This window comes from Nitrogeniibacter mangrovi (assembly GCF_010983895.1).
Lineage (GTDB): Bacteria > Pseudomonadota > Gammaproteobacteria > Burkholderiales > Rhodocyclaceae > Nitrogeniibacter > Nitrogeniibacter mangrovi.
The window spans coordinates 912,103-927,494 of the sequence record NZ_CP048836.1 but is presented as its reverse complement, the minus strand read 5'-3'; the positions used below and the strand labels follow the sequence as shown (position 1 = coordinate 927,494).

At 69.7% G+C, this 15,392-nt stretch carries 17 protein-coding genes; 13 read left to right on the top strand and 4 right to left on the bottom strand.

Going from position 1 to position 15,392, the window contains the following annotated elements; genetic code table 11:
• Positions 1-28 precede the first annotated feature (28 nt).
• The 4 genes from G3580_RS04260 to G3580_RS04245 all read left to right on the top strand — a co-directional run bounded on the left by G3580_RS04260 (position 29) and on the right by G3580_RS04245 (position 2,422).
• A complete protein-coding gene (locus G3580_RS04260) occupies positions 29-355 on the top strand; it encodes a thioredoxin family protein (RefSeq protein ID WP_173764087.1) in 327 nt (108 codons plus the stop codon).
• Positions 352-1,092 carry a hypothetical protein gene (locus G3580_RS04255; RefSeq protein ID WP_173764086.1) on the top strand — a complete coding sequence of 247 codons (741 nt, stop codon included), beginning with the start codon at positions 352-354 and terminating at the stop codon, positions 1,090-1,092. Before G3580_RS04260 ends, G3580_RS04255 begins: the two co-directional genes overlap by 4 nt.
• Positions 1,093-1,160: 68 nt before the next feature.
• Positions 1,161-1,667 (top strand): DUF2478 domain-containing protein, encoded by a 507-nt coding sequence (locus tag G3580_RS04250; RefSeq protein ID WP_173764085.1) that lies wholly within the window; start codon positions 1,161-1,163, stop codon positions 1,665-1,667.
• Entirely contained in the window at positions 1,646-2,422 is a 777-nt protein-coding gene (locus tag G3580_RS04245) for a hypothetical protein (protein WP_173764084.1), read from the top strand. Before G3580_RS04250 ends, G3580_RS04245 begins: the two co-directional genes overlap by 22 nt.
• Here G3580_RS04245 and G3580_RS04240 read toward each other — a convergent pair.
• Positions 2,379-2,753, bottom strand: coding sequence for an Hpt domain-containing protein (locus G3580_RS04240; protein ID WP_173764083.1), 375 nt, complete (start codon positions 2,751-2,753; stop codon positions 2,379-2,381). The two genes, G3580_RS04245 and G3580_RS04240, sit on opposite strands and share 44 nt — an antisense overlap.
• A 326-nt stretch (positions 2,754-3,079) precedes the next feature.
• On the opposite strand from G3580_RS04240, the gene G3580_RS04235 reads away from it, so the two are divergent.
• From G3580_RS04235 to mgtE, 9 genes are all read left to right on the top strand, one after another.
• The gene (locus G3580_RS04235) at positions 3,080-3,973 is read left to right on the top strand and encodes an undecaprenyl-diphosphate phosphatase (protein WP_173764082.1); all 894 of its coding nucleotides are present in this window, start codon (positions 3,080-3,082) and stop codon (positions 3,971-3,973) included.
• Between the two features lie 12 nt (positions 3,974-3,985).
• Complete coding sequence (locus G3580_RS04230; protein WP_173764081.1) at positions 3,986-4,561, top strand: YqiA/YcfP family alpha/beta fold hydrolase; 576 nt, start codon at positions 3,986-3,988, stop codon at positions 4,559-4,561.
• A complete protein-coding gene (locus G3580_RS04225) occupies positions 4,558-5,391 on the top strand; it encodes a methyltransferase domain-containing protein (RefSeq protein ID WP_173764080.1) in 834 nt (277 codons plus the stop codon). Before G3580_RS04230 ends, G3580_RS04225 begins: the two co-directional genes overlap by 4 nt.
• Positions 5,384-6,262, top strand: a complete 879-nt coding sequence (gene rarD / locus G3580_RS04220) for an EamA family transporter RarD (RefSeq protein WP_173764079.1) — start codon at positions 5,384-5,386, stop codon at positions 6,260-6,262. Before G3580_RS04225 ends, rarD begins: the two co-directional genes overlap by 8 nt.
• 75 nt (positions 6,263-6,337) lie before the next feature.
• Entirely contained in the window at positions 6,338-8,230 is a 1,893-nt protein-coding gene (locus G3580_RS04215) for a ribonuclease catalytic domain-containing protein (RefSeq protein ID WP_173764078.1), read from the top strand.
• 9 nt (positions 8,231-8,239) lie between these two features.
• On the top strand, positions 8,240-9,178 hold the full coding sequence (locus G3580_RS04210) for an energy transducer TonB (RefSeq protein WP_173764077.1): 939 nt from the start codon (positions 8,240-8,242) through the stop codon (positions 9,176-9,178).
• A gap of 48 nt (positions 9,179-9,226) precedes the next feature.
• Positions 9,227-10,066, top strand: a complete 840-nt coding sequence (gene aroE / locus G3580_RS04205) for a shikimate dehydrogenase (RefSeq protein WP_173764076.1) — start codon at positions 9,227-9,229, stop codon at positions 10,064-10,066.
• 8 nt (positions 10,067-10,074) lie between these two features.
• On the top strand, positions 10,075-10,767 hold the full coding sequence (mtgA, locus tag G3580_RS04200) for a monofunctional biosynthetic peptidoglycan transglycosylase (RefSeq protein WP_173768586.1): 693 nt from the start codon (positions 10,075-10,077) through the stop codon (positions 10,765-10,767).
• Positions 10,768-10,885: 118 nt separating this feature from the next.
• On the top strand, positions 10,886-12,325 hold the full coding sequence (mgtE, locus tag G3580_RS04195) for a magnesium transporter (protein WP_173764075.1): 1,440 nt from the start codon (positions 10,886-10,888) through the stop codon (positions 12,323-12,325).
• 9 nt (positions 12,326-12,334) lie between these two features.
• On the opposite strand, the gene G3580_RS04190 is transcribed toward mgtE, so the two are convergent.
• The 3 genes from G3580_RS04190 to hemL all read right to left on the bottom strand — a co-directional run bounded on the left by G3580_RS04190 (position 12,335) and on the right by hemL (position 15,390).
• Positions 12,335-13,216 carry an alpha/beta fold hydrolase gene (locus G3580_RS04190; protein WP_173764074.1) on the bottom strand — a complete coding sequence of 294 codons (882 nt, stop codon included), beginning with the start codon at positions 13,214-13,216 and terminating at the stop codon, positions 12,335-12,337.
• Between the two features lie 179 nt (positions 13,217-13,395).
• Positions 13,396-14,001, bottom strand: coding sequence for a TetR/AcrR family transcriptional regulator (locus G3580_RS04185; RefSeq protein ID WP_173764073.1), 606 nt, complete (start codon positions 13,999-14,001; stop codon positions 13,396-13,398).
• A gap of 105 nt (positions 14,002-14,106) precedes the next feature.
• On the bottom strand, positions 14,107-15,390 hold the full coding sequence (hemL, locus tag G3580_RS04180; protein WP_173764072.1) for a glutamate-1-semialdehyde 2,1-aminomutase: 1,284 nt from the start codon (positions 15,388-15,390) through the stop codon (positions 14,107-14,109).
• Positions 15,391-15,392 lie beyond the last annotated feature (2 nt).

The following is a 15,392-nucleotide window of genomic DNA, read 5'->3' as shown; positions in this document are numbered from 1 at the left end:
TCCGCCTCGTCTGCCTGAGCATCCCGCCATGTCCCAGAACTACCAGCCCGACGCGCCGGATCGCGCGCGCATCGACGCCATGGACGGCCCCGTGGTGCTCGATTTCGGCACCAACTGGTGCGGCCATTGCGACCGCGCCCGGCCGCTGGTGGACGCCCTCATGGCCGCCCACCCGGGCGTGCGCCACCTGCGCATCGAGGACGCCGCGGGCCGCCGCCTGGGGCGCAGTTTCGGCGTCAAGCACTGGCCGACGCTGGTGTTCCTGTGTCGCGGCACGGAGATCGCCCGCGTGGTCCGGCCGACCACCGCCGAGGATCTGACCGCGGCGATGACGGCGCTGGAGGCGGCCGGTTGAGCGCCAACGCCTTCGACGCCCTCGTCCGCGTCGGCCTGAACCTTCACGGCGTCATCGACGTGGCCTCGCTGCCGGCCGAGGTGCACACCCGGCTGCCGCGCCGCGACGACGGTGCGGCCCATGCGCAGCTGATCCTGATCGGCAACGCCGGACCGACGCTGTGGCGCGCGGTGCAAGCGGCGCGGCCCGCGTCCGAGCACCCCATCGACGATTTCAGCCGCGCGGCGGTGGCGCGCTGGCTGGCCGCGCAAGCCGGCGGCGCATCCCGCCACTGGCTCTATCCGGGCGACAGCCCGGTGGGGCTGCAATCGCTGGGGGCGCTGTTCGGCTGGCACCACCCGAGTCCGTTCATGGTCGGCATCCAGCCGGACTGGGGCACCTGGTTCGCCTATCGGGTGGCCGTGCTGGCCGACACCGCCCTGCCACCGACACCGCCGCGGCAACCGCGTTCGCCATGCGCCGACTGCAGCGCCCAACCGTGCCGCAGCGCCTGCCCGGCCGGCGCCATGGCGGGCGAGACCTTCTCGCTGCCTGCCTGCGTCGACTGGCGCTTGCGGGCCGGATCGTCCTGCGCCGAGACCTGTCTGGCGCGCCTGGCCTGTCCGGTCGGCACGGCGCATCGCTACGACGAAGGGCAGATCCGCCATGGCTACACCCAGTCCCTGCGGTGGCTGCGCCAATCCCCTGAAGCGCCTGGAGCCCCCGGCCGGACTCACGGGGAATCGGCGCCGGATTGATCCGGCTCAGGGCATCGCTCGCGCTTCATGCGACAATACGCGCACGATTGCCTTGCCCCTTCAGTGCCATGACCGCCCAGACCATTGCCGCCCTCGTGTACGACCTCGAGACCAATCCGACGCCCGTCCTCGTCGAGGTCGCCGCGCGCCTGCGCGCCCGGGGCGTGCCCCTGGTGGGCGCCCTGCAGCACGACCTGGGGCCGAAGGAGACCTGCGGGATGGAACTGGAGGTGCTGCCCTCGGGCACGCGCCTGCCCATGTCGCAGGACCTCGGCCCGGGCTCGAACGCCTGCCGCCTCGACCCGGCCGCCATGGCCGAGGCCAGCGCGCTGGTGAGTCAGGCCATCGACGCCGGGGCCGAGCTGGCCCTGTTCAACAAGTTCGGCGCCCAGGAAGTGGCCGGCGAGGGCCTGCGCGACGAGATGGTCGCCGCGGTGATGGCCGGCATCCCGATGCTCACCACGGTGGCGGAGCGTTTCGTGGGCGAGTGGACCGAGTTCACCGGCGGTGAAACCACCCTGCTCGCGTGCACCGTCGAGGACGCCATCGCGTGGTGGGACCGCCTCGAGCGCTGACCCCCCCGCCCGCCGGAGCGTTGCGCGACCGCTGGCACGACGCCAGCGGCGGCCTGGCCTACCACTGGCGCGCCTGGCGCCACGGCCGCCGCCACTGGCGTGCCTTTCACGCCCGGGTGGCCGAGTGGCTCGACGGCTGGCGCCCCGGCACCGGCACCCTGGTGCTGATCGGGCCGTCCGCCGGCTATGCGCTCAACGCGCATTTTCTCCATCGCTTCGCCACCCACATCGCACTCGAACCGGATCCGCTCGCTCGCGCTTTGCTGCGATACCGTTTCCGGGGCATTCGCTGGCACTTCGAGCGCGAAGACGTGTTTGCCGACCCCACGGCACTCGACCGTCTCGCCGCACGTCATCCCGATGCGGCCTTCCTGTTCTGCAACGTGGTCGGCCAGGTGTTCGACGCCGAGGGCCTGGCATCGTGGCAGGCCCGCCATGCGGCCTGGTTCGACGCACACGCCTGGGCCAGCTGGCACGACGTGTTTTCCTCCGATCGGGCGCCGCACGCGCTGCCTTCGGCGGAGGAACGCGCGCTCCCGGCCAGCCAGTCGGCGGCGGTGGCGCGCCGCCTGTGGGCCGGCCAGCGGTGCCGGGTCGAGGATCACGGCAGTTTCGGCTGGCGCCCCGGCGCCACTCATGCACTGTGGCCGCTGACGCCGCGTCAGTGGCATGTCATCGGCTGGGTGTCGCACCGCCCGGACGATCCGCCGCTCAGCCGGGTGGCGCCGGATCCGTGCCCAGGCGGGCCCGAATGACCCGCATGGCCTCGTCGAAACGTTCGCGCAGCTCGGTGAGCGCCGCCTCGGCCACCGCCGTCCGCCCCGCCGCGTAGGCCGCCTCGAGCGCCCGCGCGGCGTCGGACAAAGGCATCGCGCCAACGGTGGCCGCCGCGCTCTTGAGGGTGTGCGCCAGCCGATAGGCTTCCACCATGTCGCCCCGGCCCACGGCCGCGTCGATCCGCGTCACCACGTCCTGCTGGGTCACCTCGAAGCGCCCCAGCAGGCGCTGGTACAGCGCTGGCCGGCCGCCGGCGTAGCGCAGGCCGGTGGCCGTGTCGATGGCCGGATCGGACGGTTCGTCTTCCATGCGTTCTCTTCAAATGGGGCCGGCACGGGAGGCGGGCGATCCGGGCTCCTCCAACAACAACGTGACAGGTCCCGGACGGCCGCTCAGCCGGCCTGGAATCACCCTTTTATCATACTCACCGCGTATTCACCAGCACCGCCGCCGGCCCCCCGTTCACCTGCCCACACACGCCATTCCCGCCACCTCGCCCGCCGGGCGACAGGGCCCTTTTCACGGGAACACGGGATGTCCGGCGGCGCACCGATGGCCCCCATGAGAACACGCAAGCCGCTCGTCATGACGCGCCGGTATAATCGGCCGCTCATGCCGCTTCCCGATGCCACCGAATGGACCTCCCGCTGCTCGCCAAAGCCCTGATCCTGGGCATCATCGAAGGACTCACCGAGTTCCTTCCCGTCTCTTCCACCGGTCACCTGATCATCTTCGGCGACCTGCTCGACTACACCGACGCACAGAGCAAGGTGTTCAAGATCGTGATCCAGCTGGCGGCCATCCTGGCGGTGTGCTGGGATTACCGGGCACGGCTGATCGAGCGCCTGCACGGCGCCACGGGCATCACGCGCCATTACGCGCAGGTGGAATTGCGCGAAAACGGCCTGTGGCGCTCGCTCCCCCGCTATCTGAAAGAGGACAGCGTCGCCTTCTGGTTCAATCTGTTCATCGCCTTCCTGCCCGCCGCGGTGCTCGGGCTGATGTTCTACAAGACGATCAAGGGCTTCCTGTTCAACCCGCTGACGGTGGCCACCATGCTGGTGCTCGGCGGGGTGCTGATCCTGTATCTGGAAAAGCGCGCCTACCACCCGCGCATCGACTCGGTGGACCGGATGCGCTGGCCCGATGCACTCAAGGTCGGCTTCGCCCAGTCCCTGGCGATGATCCCCGGCACCTCGCGCTCGGGCTCGACCATCATGGGCGGCCTGATCTTCGGCCTGTCGCGCAAGACCGCCACCGAGTTCTCCTTCTTCCTCGCCATCCCCACCATGTTCGCGGCCACGGTGTACGACGTGTACAAGAACTGGTCGCTGCTGCACATGGCCGATCTGCCGGTGTTCGCGGTGGGCTTCGTGGCTTCCTTCCTGGCGGCCATGGTGGCGGTCAAGGCGTTCCTGCGCTTCGTCTCCGGGCACAGCTTCGCGCTCTTCGCCTGGTATCGCATCGTCTTCGGCCTGGTCGTGCTGATCTCCTGGAAGATGGGCTGGGTCACCTGGCACGCGGACTGACGCATCACGACCATGATCCTGTACCTGCACGGTTTTCGCTCCGCGCCCGGCTCGGTCAAGGCCACCCGGCTGCGCGACTACATGACCGAACGCGGCCTCGCAGCGCAGTTCTGGTGCGAACAGCTGCCGGTCTCGCCCAAGGCCGCCATCGCCCTGATCGAGGCGCAGATCGCCCGCTGCGACACTCCGCCCACCCTGATCGGCAGCTCGCTGGGCGGCTACTACGCCACCTGGCTGGCCGAGCGTCACGGGCTCAAGGCGATCCTGGTCAATCCCGGGGTGCTCTCGCACATTTCCCTGGCGCCGTTCGTGGGCACGCAGACCAACCTCTACACCGGCGAGACCTTCGAATTCACCGAGACCCACATCGCCGAACTCGAAGCCCTTGAGGTGGCGCGCATCACCCGCCCGGCGCGCTACTGGCTGCTGGTGGAGACCGGCGACGAGGTCCTCGACTACCGTCACGCGGTGGCCAAATACGCCGGCGCGCGCCAGACCGTGCTCGAAGGCGGCGACCACGGCTTCTCGCGCTGGGACGACTACCTCGCGGACATCCTCCGCTTCGCCGGCCTCGATCCGCAGACATGAGCGACGGCTTCGACCCGACCCGCTTCAAGGCCATGGAGCGCGCCGGCTTCAACCGCATCGCCCGCCATTACGACGAAGGCGCGCACCTGCGCGAGAGCCTGCAGGCCGCGCTGGTCGACGCGGCCGCACCGGCCGCGGGTGAATGCTGGCTGGACGTGGCCAGCGGCCCCGGCCTGCTCGCCCGCGCCATGGCGCCCCGACTTGCCCCGGGCGGCTGGGTACTGGCCACCGACATCGCCGAAGGCATGCTCGCCCATGCGCGCGGGCGCACCGACGCGCCCAACATTTACTGGACGGCGGCCGACGCCGAACACCTGTGCCTGCCCGACGGCCGGTTCGACGGCGTCTCCATCGGCCTCGGGCTGTTCGTGTTCCCGCATCCGGAACGCGCGCTGGCCGAGCTGCGCCGCAGTCTCCGGCCGGGTGGTCGCATTGCCCTGTCGGTGTGGGGCGCACCGGGCAGCGTGCCGCTCATCGAGCGCGCCCAGCAATGCCTCGCCCGCCTGCTGCCGCCCCCCCGGGTGCTTCGCCCCTCGGTGTTCCGCTTCGGCGAACCCGAGGTGCTCGCAGCGGCGCTGAGCGGCGCCGGCTTCTCATCGCTGCGCCTCACGCCGCATGAGTTTTCCTGCCATTTCGCCAATGCCGACGCCTACTGGGACGCCTTCCTCGCCCTGGCCGGCGGCGTGGCGGAGGCGCTCGTGCGCCTGCCGGAGGGCCGGCAAGCAGCGCTGCGCGCCGCGGTGGTGGAGGATTTGGCCGATTTCGCCACCGCCGACGGCTATCGCATCCCGGCGCGCACCCTGATCGCCACGGCCGTGCGCGGTGACTGACGACCACCGCCGCGGGGTCGTGGCGGCCACCCTCGCCTTCGTCATCTGGGGGCTCGCGCCGCTCTATTTCAAGGCAGTCGCCGCGGTGCCGGCGAGCCAGATCGTGGCCCACCGGGTGCTCTGGTCGGTGCTGTTCCTGGCCCTGCTGCTGGTGCTGCGCCGGCAGTGGCCGGCGGTGCGGGCCGCGTTCGCCGATCGCCGCCTGCTGGCCACCCTGTTCGTCACCGCCATGCTCACCGGCGGCAACTGGCTGGTGTTCGTGTGGGCGGTCACCCACGACCGGGTACTCGAGGGCAGCCTCGGCTATTTCATCAATCCGCTGCTCAGCGTCCTGCTCGGGCGCCTGTTCCTGGGCGAGCGACTGCGCCCCTGGCAGCGGGTGGCGGTGGCCATCGCCGTGGCCGGCGTCCTGTGGCGGGTGATCGCGGTCGGCCAGGTGCCATTCATTGCCCTGTTCCTGGCGCTGACCTTCGGCTTCTACGGCCTGCTGCGCAAGCGCACGCCGGTCGATGCCATCAGCGGGCTGTTCGTGGAGACCGTGCTGGTGCTGCCGATCGCCTTGGGCTGGCTGTTGTGGCAGGCGCACGCGGGCGAGCTGTTCTGGGGCAGGGACCGAGCCGTCGAGGCCCTGCTGCCGCTGGCCGGCGTGCTCACGGCGACACCGCTGATGCTGTTCGCCGTCGGCGCCCGGCGCCTGCCGCTGGCCACCGTCGGTTTTCTGCAATACCTGGCGCCGAGCCTGAACTTCCTGCTCGCGGTGTTTGTCTTCCACGAAACCTTCGACGCGCCACGGCTGCTGGGCTTCGTCCTCATCTGGATCGCCTTGGCCATCTACTCGGTCGACCTGGCACGGGCCGCCCGGCCACGCTGAGCGGCCCCTCGGCCACCCCCAAGGGCGCGGACGAATCCATTAAACTGTCGGGCCTGTTCCCATCCGGTCATTCCGATGTTCGTGTTATTTGAAGAGAGCGGTGCGTTCAAGTGCGGCACCGTTCTGGTGGACAACGACGCCTCGCTGCAAGTGGAGAACACCCACGGCAAGCGTCTGAAGCTCAAGCGCAGCCACGTGATGCTCCAGTTCGACAGCCCCGCGGCGGGCGAGCTGCTGCCCCGCGCCGAGGCCGAGTCGGAGTCCCTGGACATCGATTTTCTGTGGGAAGTGTGCGGTGACGATGAGTTCGGCTTTGCCGAGTTCGCCGCCGAGTACTTCGGCCATACCCCCAGCACGGTCGAAGCCACGGCGGTGCTGCTGCGCCTGCATTCGGCGCCGATCTATTTCCACCGCAAGGGGCGCGGGCGTTTCCGCAAGGCGCCGCCGGACATTCTCCAGGCCGCCCTGGCCGGGCTGGAGAAGAAGCGCCAGCAGGCCGAGGCCATCGACCGCATGCGCGACGAGCTGCTCGCGCACCGGCTGCCGGCCGAGTTCGAGGGCATGGTCCCGCAGCTGCTCTATCGGCCGGACCGCAACCGCCTCGAGACCAAGGCGCTGGAGGCGGCGTGCGTGGACAGCGGCCTGAGCGCCGCCAACCTGATGCTCGCCTGCGGGGCGCTGCAGTCGAGTTACGACTTCCACTACGGCCGCTTCCTGTTCGATTTCTTCCCCGACGGCGAAGCCTTTCCCGAGGTGACGGTGCCGACGCCGCCGGACGATCTGCCGATCGCCCCGGTGCGCGCCTTCTCCATCGACGACGCCACCACCACCGAGATCGACGACGCCTTTTCGGTGACCCCGCGGGCCGGTGGCGGCTGGACCGTGGGCATCCACATCGCCGCACCGGGTCTCGGCCTCGAACGCGGCTCGGCCCTCGATGCCATCGCCCGCCAGCGCCTGTCCACGGTCTACATGCCCGGCAACAAGATCACCATGCTGCCCGACAGCGTGGTCGAGGCCTTCACCCTCCAGGCGGGGCGGACCTGCCCGGCGGTGTCCCTGTATCTGGAGCTGAACGCGGACCTGTCGGTGGCGCAGCAGTACTCCCGGCTCGAACGCATTCCGGTCGAGGCCAACCTGCGCCACCACGATCTGGAACCGGTCTTCAACGAGCACACCCTGGTCAACGGTGGCCCCGACTACCCGTGGAAGCAGGAGCTGACCCTGCTGTGGGAGTTGGCCACCATCATGGAGGCCGGGCGCGGCAAGCCGGCCACCAATCAGACCCAGACCGACTACAGCTTCTATGTGGACTGGGACGTGACCACCGCCGACGGCCCCGGCGCGGCGAGCATCACGCCACGCCTGCGCGGCGCCCCGCTGGACAAGCTGGTGGCCGAACTGATGATCGTGGCCAACTCCACCTGGGGCAAGCGCCTCGACGAGGCCGGCATTCCCGGCATCTACCGGGTGCAGGGTGGCGGCAAGGTGCGCATGGCCACCGCCGCGGCACCGCATGAGGGCCTCGGGGTGGACTGCTATGCCTGGTCGAGCTCGCCGCTGCGCCGCTATGTGGACCTGGTCAACCAGTGGCAGCTCATCAGCGTGCTGCGGGAGGACGAACCGGTGTTCCCGCCCAAGTCGCCGGAACTGATGGAAGTGGTGCGCGACTTCGACGTAGCCTACAGCGCCTATGCCGAATTCCAGCGCCACATGGAACGCTACTGGTGCATCCGCGCGCTGCGCTGGCGCGACGACGCCCGGGTCACGGCCCGGGTACTGCGCGAGAACGTCGTTCGCATCGACGACATGCCCTTCGTGTTCAAGGTCGGCGGCATGCCCCTGCAGGTGCCCGGCGCCCATGTGGCACTCGAGATCAAGGACAGCGACCTGCTCGACGTAGACCTGCGCGCGCGCTTCGTCTCGGTGCTCTCCGAACCCACCCTCGACGAGGCCGCTTCTGAGTAGAATGCCGGCATGACGCGCACGCCACCGCCCAAGACACCCCGCCAGCCGGCTGGCGCCAAGGCGGCCGCACCACGCAAGGCGGCAGCCGGTGCGCGGCGGCGCGGGCCCGGCTTCCTGCCGCTGGCGCTGGGCATCTCGATCCTGGTGCATGCGCTGGCCCTCGCCATCCACTTCCGGTTTCCCGACATCGCGGATCACCTCAAGAAAGACAGCGGGCTCGAGGTGGTGCTGGTCAACGCCCGCCATCAACGCGCGCCGAAAGCGGCCGAGGCGCTCGCCCAGGCCAACCTGGACGGTGGCGGCAACACCGAGGCCAAGGTCACCGCGAGCACCCCGCTACCGCCCAAGGAGCAACGCCGCGAGGGCGACCAGCTGGTCGAGGCCAAGCGCCGGGTGGCCAAGCTCGAAGCAGCCCAGCGCAAGCTGCTGGCGGAGGCGAAGACCCGTGAGGTCGTCCGACAGGCGCCGAAGAACAGCGATTCCCCGGCCGAAGAACCACGCGAGGTGTCGGGCGTGGATCTGGCCGACAGCGCGGCGGCCATCGCCCGCCTCGAGGCCAAGATCGACAAGGATCTGAACGAATACGCCCGACGCCCGCGCAAGAAGTTCATTGGCGCGCGCACCCGCGAGTACCGTTTCGCCCAGTACGTGGAAGACTGGCGCCAGAAGATCGAGCGGGTCGGCACCCTCAACTACCCCGACTCGGCGCGCGGCAAGCTCTATGGCAGCCTGCTGATGTCGGTGGTGATCCGCGCCGACGGCACGGTGGCGCGGATCAACATCCACCGTTCCTCGGGGCATCCGGTGCTGGACGAAGCGGCCAAACGCATCGTCCAGCTCGCAGCGCCGTTCTCCGCCTTCCCGCCGGACATCCGGCGCGACACCGACGAGATCGAGATCACGCGCACCTGGACCTTCACCAACGCCGATTCCGTGCGCACCGAGTGAGCACGGCGCGGAGCCGGTAAAATGGCGCCATCGTCACCGGAGCCGCCCATGGACCGATACGCCGTCATCGGCAACCCCATCGCCCACAGCAAGTCGCCGCAGATCCACACCGCCTTTGCCCGTCAGACCGGTCAGGCCATGACCTACGAGGCCATCCTCGGTCCCGAACACGGGTTCGCCGACACGGTGCGCGCCTTTGCCGCCAGCGGTGGGCGCGGCATGAACGTGACCGTGCCCTTCAAGCTGGAGGCCTACGACCTGGCCGACCAGCTGTCGGAACGCGCCCAGGCGGCCGGCGCGGTCAACACCCTCAGCTTCCGGGCCGACGGCATTCATGGCGACAACACCGACGGCGTCGGGCTGATCCGGGATCTGGAGGAAAATCTGAGCTGCCCGCTGGCCGACAGGCACGTCCTGCTGCTCGGCGCCGGCGGCGCCTCGCGCGGCGTGCTGCTGCCCCTGCTCGCAGCCGGCCCGCGCCAGGTGACCATCGCCAATCGCACCGCCGCCCGCGCCGAGGCACTGGCCGAACGCTTCCACCCCCTGTGCCGGCACACCCGGCTCGATGGCTGCGGATTCGAGGCGGTGGCGGCGGCGCCGGTGGACGTGATCATCAACGCCACCTCGGCGAGCCTCTCGGCCGAGGTGCCGCCGCTGCCCGACGCGGTCTTCGACGGCTGCGCGCTGGCCTACGACATGATGTACGGCGCCCGGCCCACCGCCTTCATGAACCATGCGCGGGCCAGGGGCGCGACGCGGGTCGCCGACGGCCTCGGCATGCTGGTGGAGCAGGCGGCCGAGAGTTTCGCCCTGTGGCGGGGGGTGCGCCCCGACAGCGCGCCCGTCCTCGCCCAGCTGCGGCTGCAACTGGCCGCGACAGCGCCCTGAGGGTCATGATGAAGGGGATCGGCCGCGGGATCGGACGCGCCCTGCTGGTGCTCGTGGCCGCCTGCGTGCTCTACGAGGTGTGGATCTTCGCCCATGTGCTGTGGTGGCAGTACGTCAACCCCAAGACCACGCACTTCATGGATCTGCAGCTGAGCGCCCTGCGCGAGGACGACCCCAAGGCGCGCCTGCAGCACACCTGGGTGGACTACGAACACATCTCGCATCAGCTCAAGCAGGCGGTGGTCGCCGCCGAGGACGACCGCTTCACCGAGCATGACGGCTTCGACTGGGAGGGCATCCAGCGCGCCATGGAGCGCAACGCCCGCCGGGGCAAGGCGGTCGCCGGCGGCTCGACCATCTCCCAGCAGCTGGCCAAGAACCTGTTCCTCACCCCCGCGCGCAGCTACCTGCGCAAGGGCCAGGAGGCGATCATCACCCTGATGATCGAGGCGTGCTGGTCCAAGCGGCGCATCCTCGAGGTCTATCTGAACGTGGTCGAATGGGGCGCCGGCATCTTCGGCGCGGAGGCCGCAGCGCGCCACTACTACGGCGTGAGCGCCGCCACGCTCGACGCCGGGCAGGCGGCCCGACTCGCCGTGATGCTGCCCAATCCGCGCCGTTACGAGCGCCATTTCGGCCCCCGCCTGGCGGCCCACGCCGCACGCATCCGGGCACGCATGCATCGCTCCGAAGTGCCCTGAGCCGTCCGCCCCACGCGGCGTTTCGCCCATCGGCAAATCCGCTCCACCCCCGGTCGCGCCGCAACAACAAAGCACGTACAATCCGGGGCCAACGGCACAGGCGCCGTCGATCCCGTTCATGTCCGAACCCGAAATCAAACCCCGCGACAACCTCCAGGACCACCTGCGCGAGGTCCAGGAACTGCTGCACCGGCACAAGCTGGTGGAGACGCTCGTCCACCGCCAGGACATGCCACGCCACGATCTGGTCGAGGGCCTGGTCCACAAGCAGCACATCCAGGAGCTGACGACCCGGCTCGACGAGATGCACGCGGCGGACATCGCCTTCATCCTCGAAAGCCTGCCGATCGAGGAGCGCACGTTCGTCTGGGATCTGGTCAAGGCCGAACGCGACGGTGAGATCCTGCTCGAGGTCTCCGATGCGGTGCGCGAGACGCTGCTCGAGACCATGGACCGGGACGAGCTCAAGGCCGCCGCCGGAACCCTCGACGCGGACGAGCTGGCCGACCTGGCCCCCGACCTGCCCGACGAGGTCATGGAGGACGTCTACCAGGCCCTCGACCTGGAAGAACGCGCCCAGCTGCGCGCCGCCATGTCCTACGACGAGGACGCGGTCGGCGCCCTCATGGACTTCGACATGGTCACCATCCGGCCGGACATCCGGCTCGAGGTGGTGCTGCGCTATCTGCGCCGCTTCGCCGAGCTGCCCGACCACACCGACCAGCTGTTCGTCGCCAATCGCGACGAGGCCCTGGTCGGCGTGCTGCCGCTGGGCAAGATGCTGGTGAGCGATCCGGAACGACTGGTCAGCGAGATCATGCTCACCGACCCGGTCACGCTGCGCCCCGACGACAAGGCCGAGGACGCGGCCAACGCCTTCGAGCGCTACGACCTGGTGTCGGCGCCGGTGGTGACCGCGAACAACCAGCTCATGGGCCGGGTGACCGTCGACACGGTGGTGGATTTCATCCGCGAGGAATCCGAGGCGGAGCTACTCAATCAGGCCGGCCTGCGCGAGGAAGAAGACATCTTCGCGCCGGTGCTCGACTCGGTGCGCAACCGGTGGACCTGGCTGGCCATCAACCTGGTTACCGCCTTCGTCGCCTCACGGGTGATCGGCCTGTTCGAGGGCTCCATCGAGAAACTCGTCGCCCTCGCCGCGCTCATGCCCATCGTCGCCGGCATCGGCGGCAACTCCGGCAACCAGACCATCACCATGATCGTGCGCGCCATGGCCATGGGCCAGGTGGACAGCAACAGCGGCAAACGCCTGCTGAAGAAGGAGGTGGGCGTCGCCCTGATCAACGGCCTCGTCTGGGGTGGCCTGCTCGGCGTGCTCGCCTGGTGGCTCTACGGCAATGCCCAGCTCGGCGCGGTGATGACCGCCGCTACCACCCTCAACCTGCTGCTCGCCTCGAGCATGGGGGTGGTCATCCCCATGGCCATGCAGCGCTTCGGCCGCGACCCGGCCCTCGGTTCGAGCGTGATGATCACCGCGTGCACCGACTCGGGCGGTTTCTTCATCTTCCTCGGCCTGGCGACCCTGTTCCTGATGTGAGCGGCGTGCTCAGCGTCGCGCCAGCCCGGCTGTCGCACCGATGAAGTCCACCGCGCGCGCGATCACCTCGGGCGCCCCCAGCACCCGGTAGTGCCCCCACCCTTCGGTGGCCAGGGTCTCGCTGCCCGGCCACTGGGCGCCGAAACGGGCCAGGTGGGCGAAATCGACTTCGGCATCGTCCCGGTCGTGGATGAACAGCGCCCGGGTCGTCTGCGTGGGCAGCGACGACAGGTCATCCAGTTCCGCCACCGGCCGATGCGCCGACTCCAGGCGGCCGACGAGGCTGCGATGCGCCGCGGGGCCCAACCCCACGCGCGCCGACAGGTCACGTACGTGATGCGCCAGCGAGGCCGGCGCCGCGATCACCACGAGACCGGCCAGATCGCGCCGGGTGCGCAGCAGCTGCACGCTGGCCGCGCCCCCCATGGAATGCGCCACCACGGCCGTCACACCGGAACAGGCGTCGATCACCGCATCGATCGCCCGGGTGAATTCGTCCACCCGCCCTGCCCGTCCACCGCTCTCGCCGTGACCCGGCATATCGAACAGCACCACGCCGAAGCCGCGCGCACGCAGCGGCTCGATCCAGCGCGCGAACTGCCCGCCATAGCCCCCCCAGCCATGCACCAGCACCACCTGCGGTTGCGCCGCCTCGCCGAAACGCCAGGTGGCCACGGTGTGCCCGTCGACTTGCAGATCGACCCGCCGGCCCCAGGCGTCGAGCACCTCGCCGGCGCGCCCGCGCATCCGTGGCGGACGCAGCAGCAGGCGCTCGGCGCGCTCGGCGCTCCAGCCGGGCAGCAGCGAGGAGGTCAGCCGCACCCAGCGGCGCTGGGCCGGCGTGAGCAATTGAACACGACCGTTCGTGCGCTTTTCTGTCGATGGTTTCATGTGTGGTGGTCTCTGTGTCGGGGAGCGGGGTCCATCGATGGCCGGCGGCACGCCGGCCACCACGAGTCAGAGGCTGTGAAAGAGTCGGTGCCGTCGCGAGAGTACGCCCGCGCGCTTCCGGCCAGGGGCGGAGGCGCTCAGGCGCGCTCGCCGCAGGTGCGGCACGTGTCCACAGCCTCTCAATGCATGGTCGGCGCCGTGCGGTGACGCTCGATCAGATTGGCGAAGGCGCGCTGCGCCCGCTGCCGGGTGCTGTCATCGTCGAGCAGGCGCCCACGGTAATAGGCGGCGCTGACCACGGCGAACAGGTCGAATACGAATTGCTCCACGTCCAGCTCGGCGCGGAAATGGCCTTCGCCGATGGCCAGCTGCACCGCCCGGCCCAATTCCTTCTCGAGGCGCAGGAAGTGGGCGATCACCGCATCCCGGACCGGGCCGGGGCGGTCATCGAATTCCAGCGCCGCGGCCTGCAACGGACACCCCCCGCCCCAGCCGCCCCGCTCCACCCAGGTCAGCCAGTGCTGGAACAGGGCCTCGATCCGCGGCACGCCCCGCGGCGCCTTGAGCGCAGGTGCGAACACCAGATCGGCGAAGCGCGCGGCCGCCGCCTCGATCGCGGCGATCTGCAATTCCTCGCGCGAACCGAAATGCGCGAACAGGCCACTCTTGGACATGCCGACGCGGCCCGCCAGGGCACCGATGGACAGGGATTCGAACCCCCCCTCGGAGGCCATGGCCACCGCGGCATCGAGAATGGTCTGGCGGGTACGGGCACCTTTGGTCATGAGTGTCACTTTATAGTACGGTCGTTCTATTTTCAAGCCGTCCGGCTCGCAGCCGGTGAAAATTTTCGCGCCGTCGCAGCAGGCGTGGCATCTTTTCGCAGCCGCTCAGCCGGCCATGTCCGCGAACACGCGTTCGGCCGCGCCGATGGTGGCCTCGATATCCTCGCGGGTATGGGCGATGGAGACGAAACCGGCCTCGAAGGCCGAGGGCGCGAAGTAGTGCCCGGCCTCGAGCATGGCGTGGAAGAAGCGGTTGAAGCGCTCCCGGTCCGAGGCCATCACGTCGGCGAAACCCTGCGGCGGCCGTTCGGCGAAATAGAGGCCGAACATCCCGCCCACGGACTGGGCGCAGAAGGCGATGCCGTGCTGGCGCGCCACCGCGGTCAGCCCGTCGGTGAGCTGCCGGGTGCGCTCTGCGAGCTGCTCGTAGAAGCCGGCCTCGCGCACCAGCTTGAGCGAGGCCAAGCCCGCCGCGACCGCCACCGGACTGCCGGACAGGGTGCCGGCCTGATACACCGGGCCCAGGGGCGCGATCTTTTCCATGATGTCGCGACGGCCGCCAAAGGCCCCCACCGGCATGCCGCCCCCGACCACCTTGCCCAGCGTCGTCAGGTCCGGCGTGATGCCCACCAGGCCCTGAACCCCCTGCGGCCCGACGCGAAAGCCGGTCATCACCTCGTCGAAGATCAGCACCGTGCCATGGGCGGTGCACAGCTCACGCAACAGTTGCAGGAAGCGCTCGCTCGGACGCACCAGGTTCATGTTGCCGGCGAAGGGCTCGACGATGACGGCGGCGATCTCGTCGCCCTTGGCCGCGAAGGTGGCGGCCAGCTGTTCCGGATCGTTGTAGTCCAGCACCAGGGTGTGCTTGGCGAAGTCGGCCGGCACCCCGCCCGAGGACGGATTGCCGAAGGTCAGCGCACCGGAGCCGGCCTTGACCAGCAGGCAGTCGGCGTGACCGTGATAGCAGCCCTCGAACTTGACGATGGTGTCGCGGCCGGTGAACCCGCGCGCCAGGCGGATGGCGCTCATGGTCGCCTCGGTGCCGGAGCTGACCAGGCGGACCATGTCCATGCCCGGCAACTGCGCGCACAGCTGCTCGGCCATGTCTATCTCGGCCTCGGTCGGCGCGCCGAAGGACAGCCCCTTGAGCGCCGCCTCGCGTACCGCCTCGACGATGGCCGGATGCGCGTGACCCGCGATCGCCGGCCCCCAGGAGCCGACGTAGTCGATGTAGGCCGCGCCGTCGGCGTCCCACATGCGCGCCCCCTCGGCGCGGGTGATGAAACGGGGGAATCCGCCCACCGACCCGAAGGCGCGTACCGGAGAATTGACGCCACCCGGAATGACCTGTTGCGCCCGGTTGAAGAGGGTTTCGTTTCGACTCATGC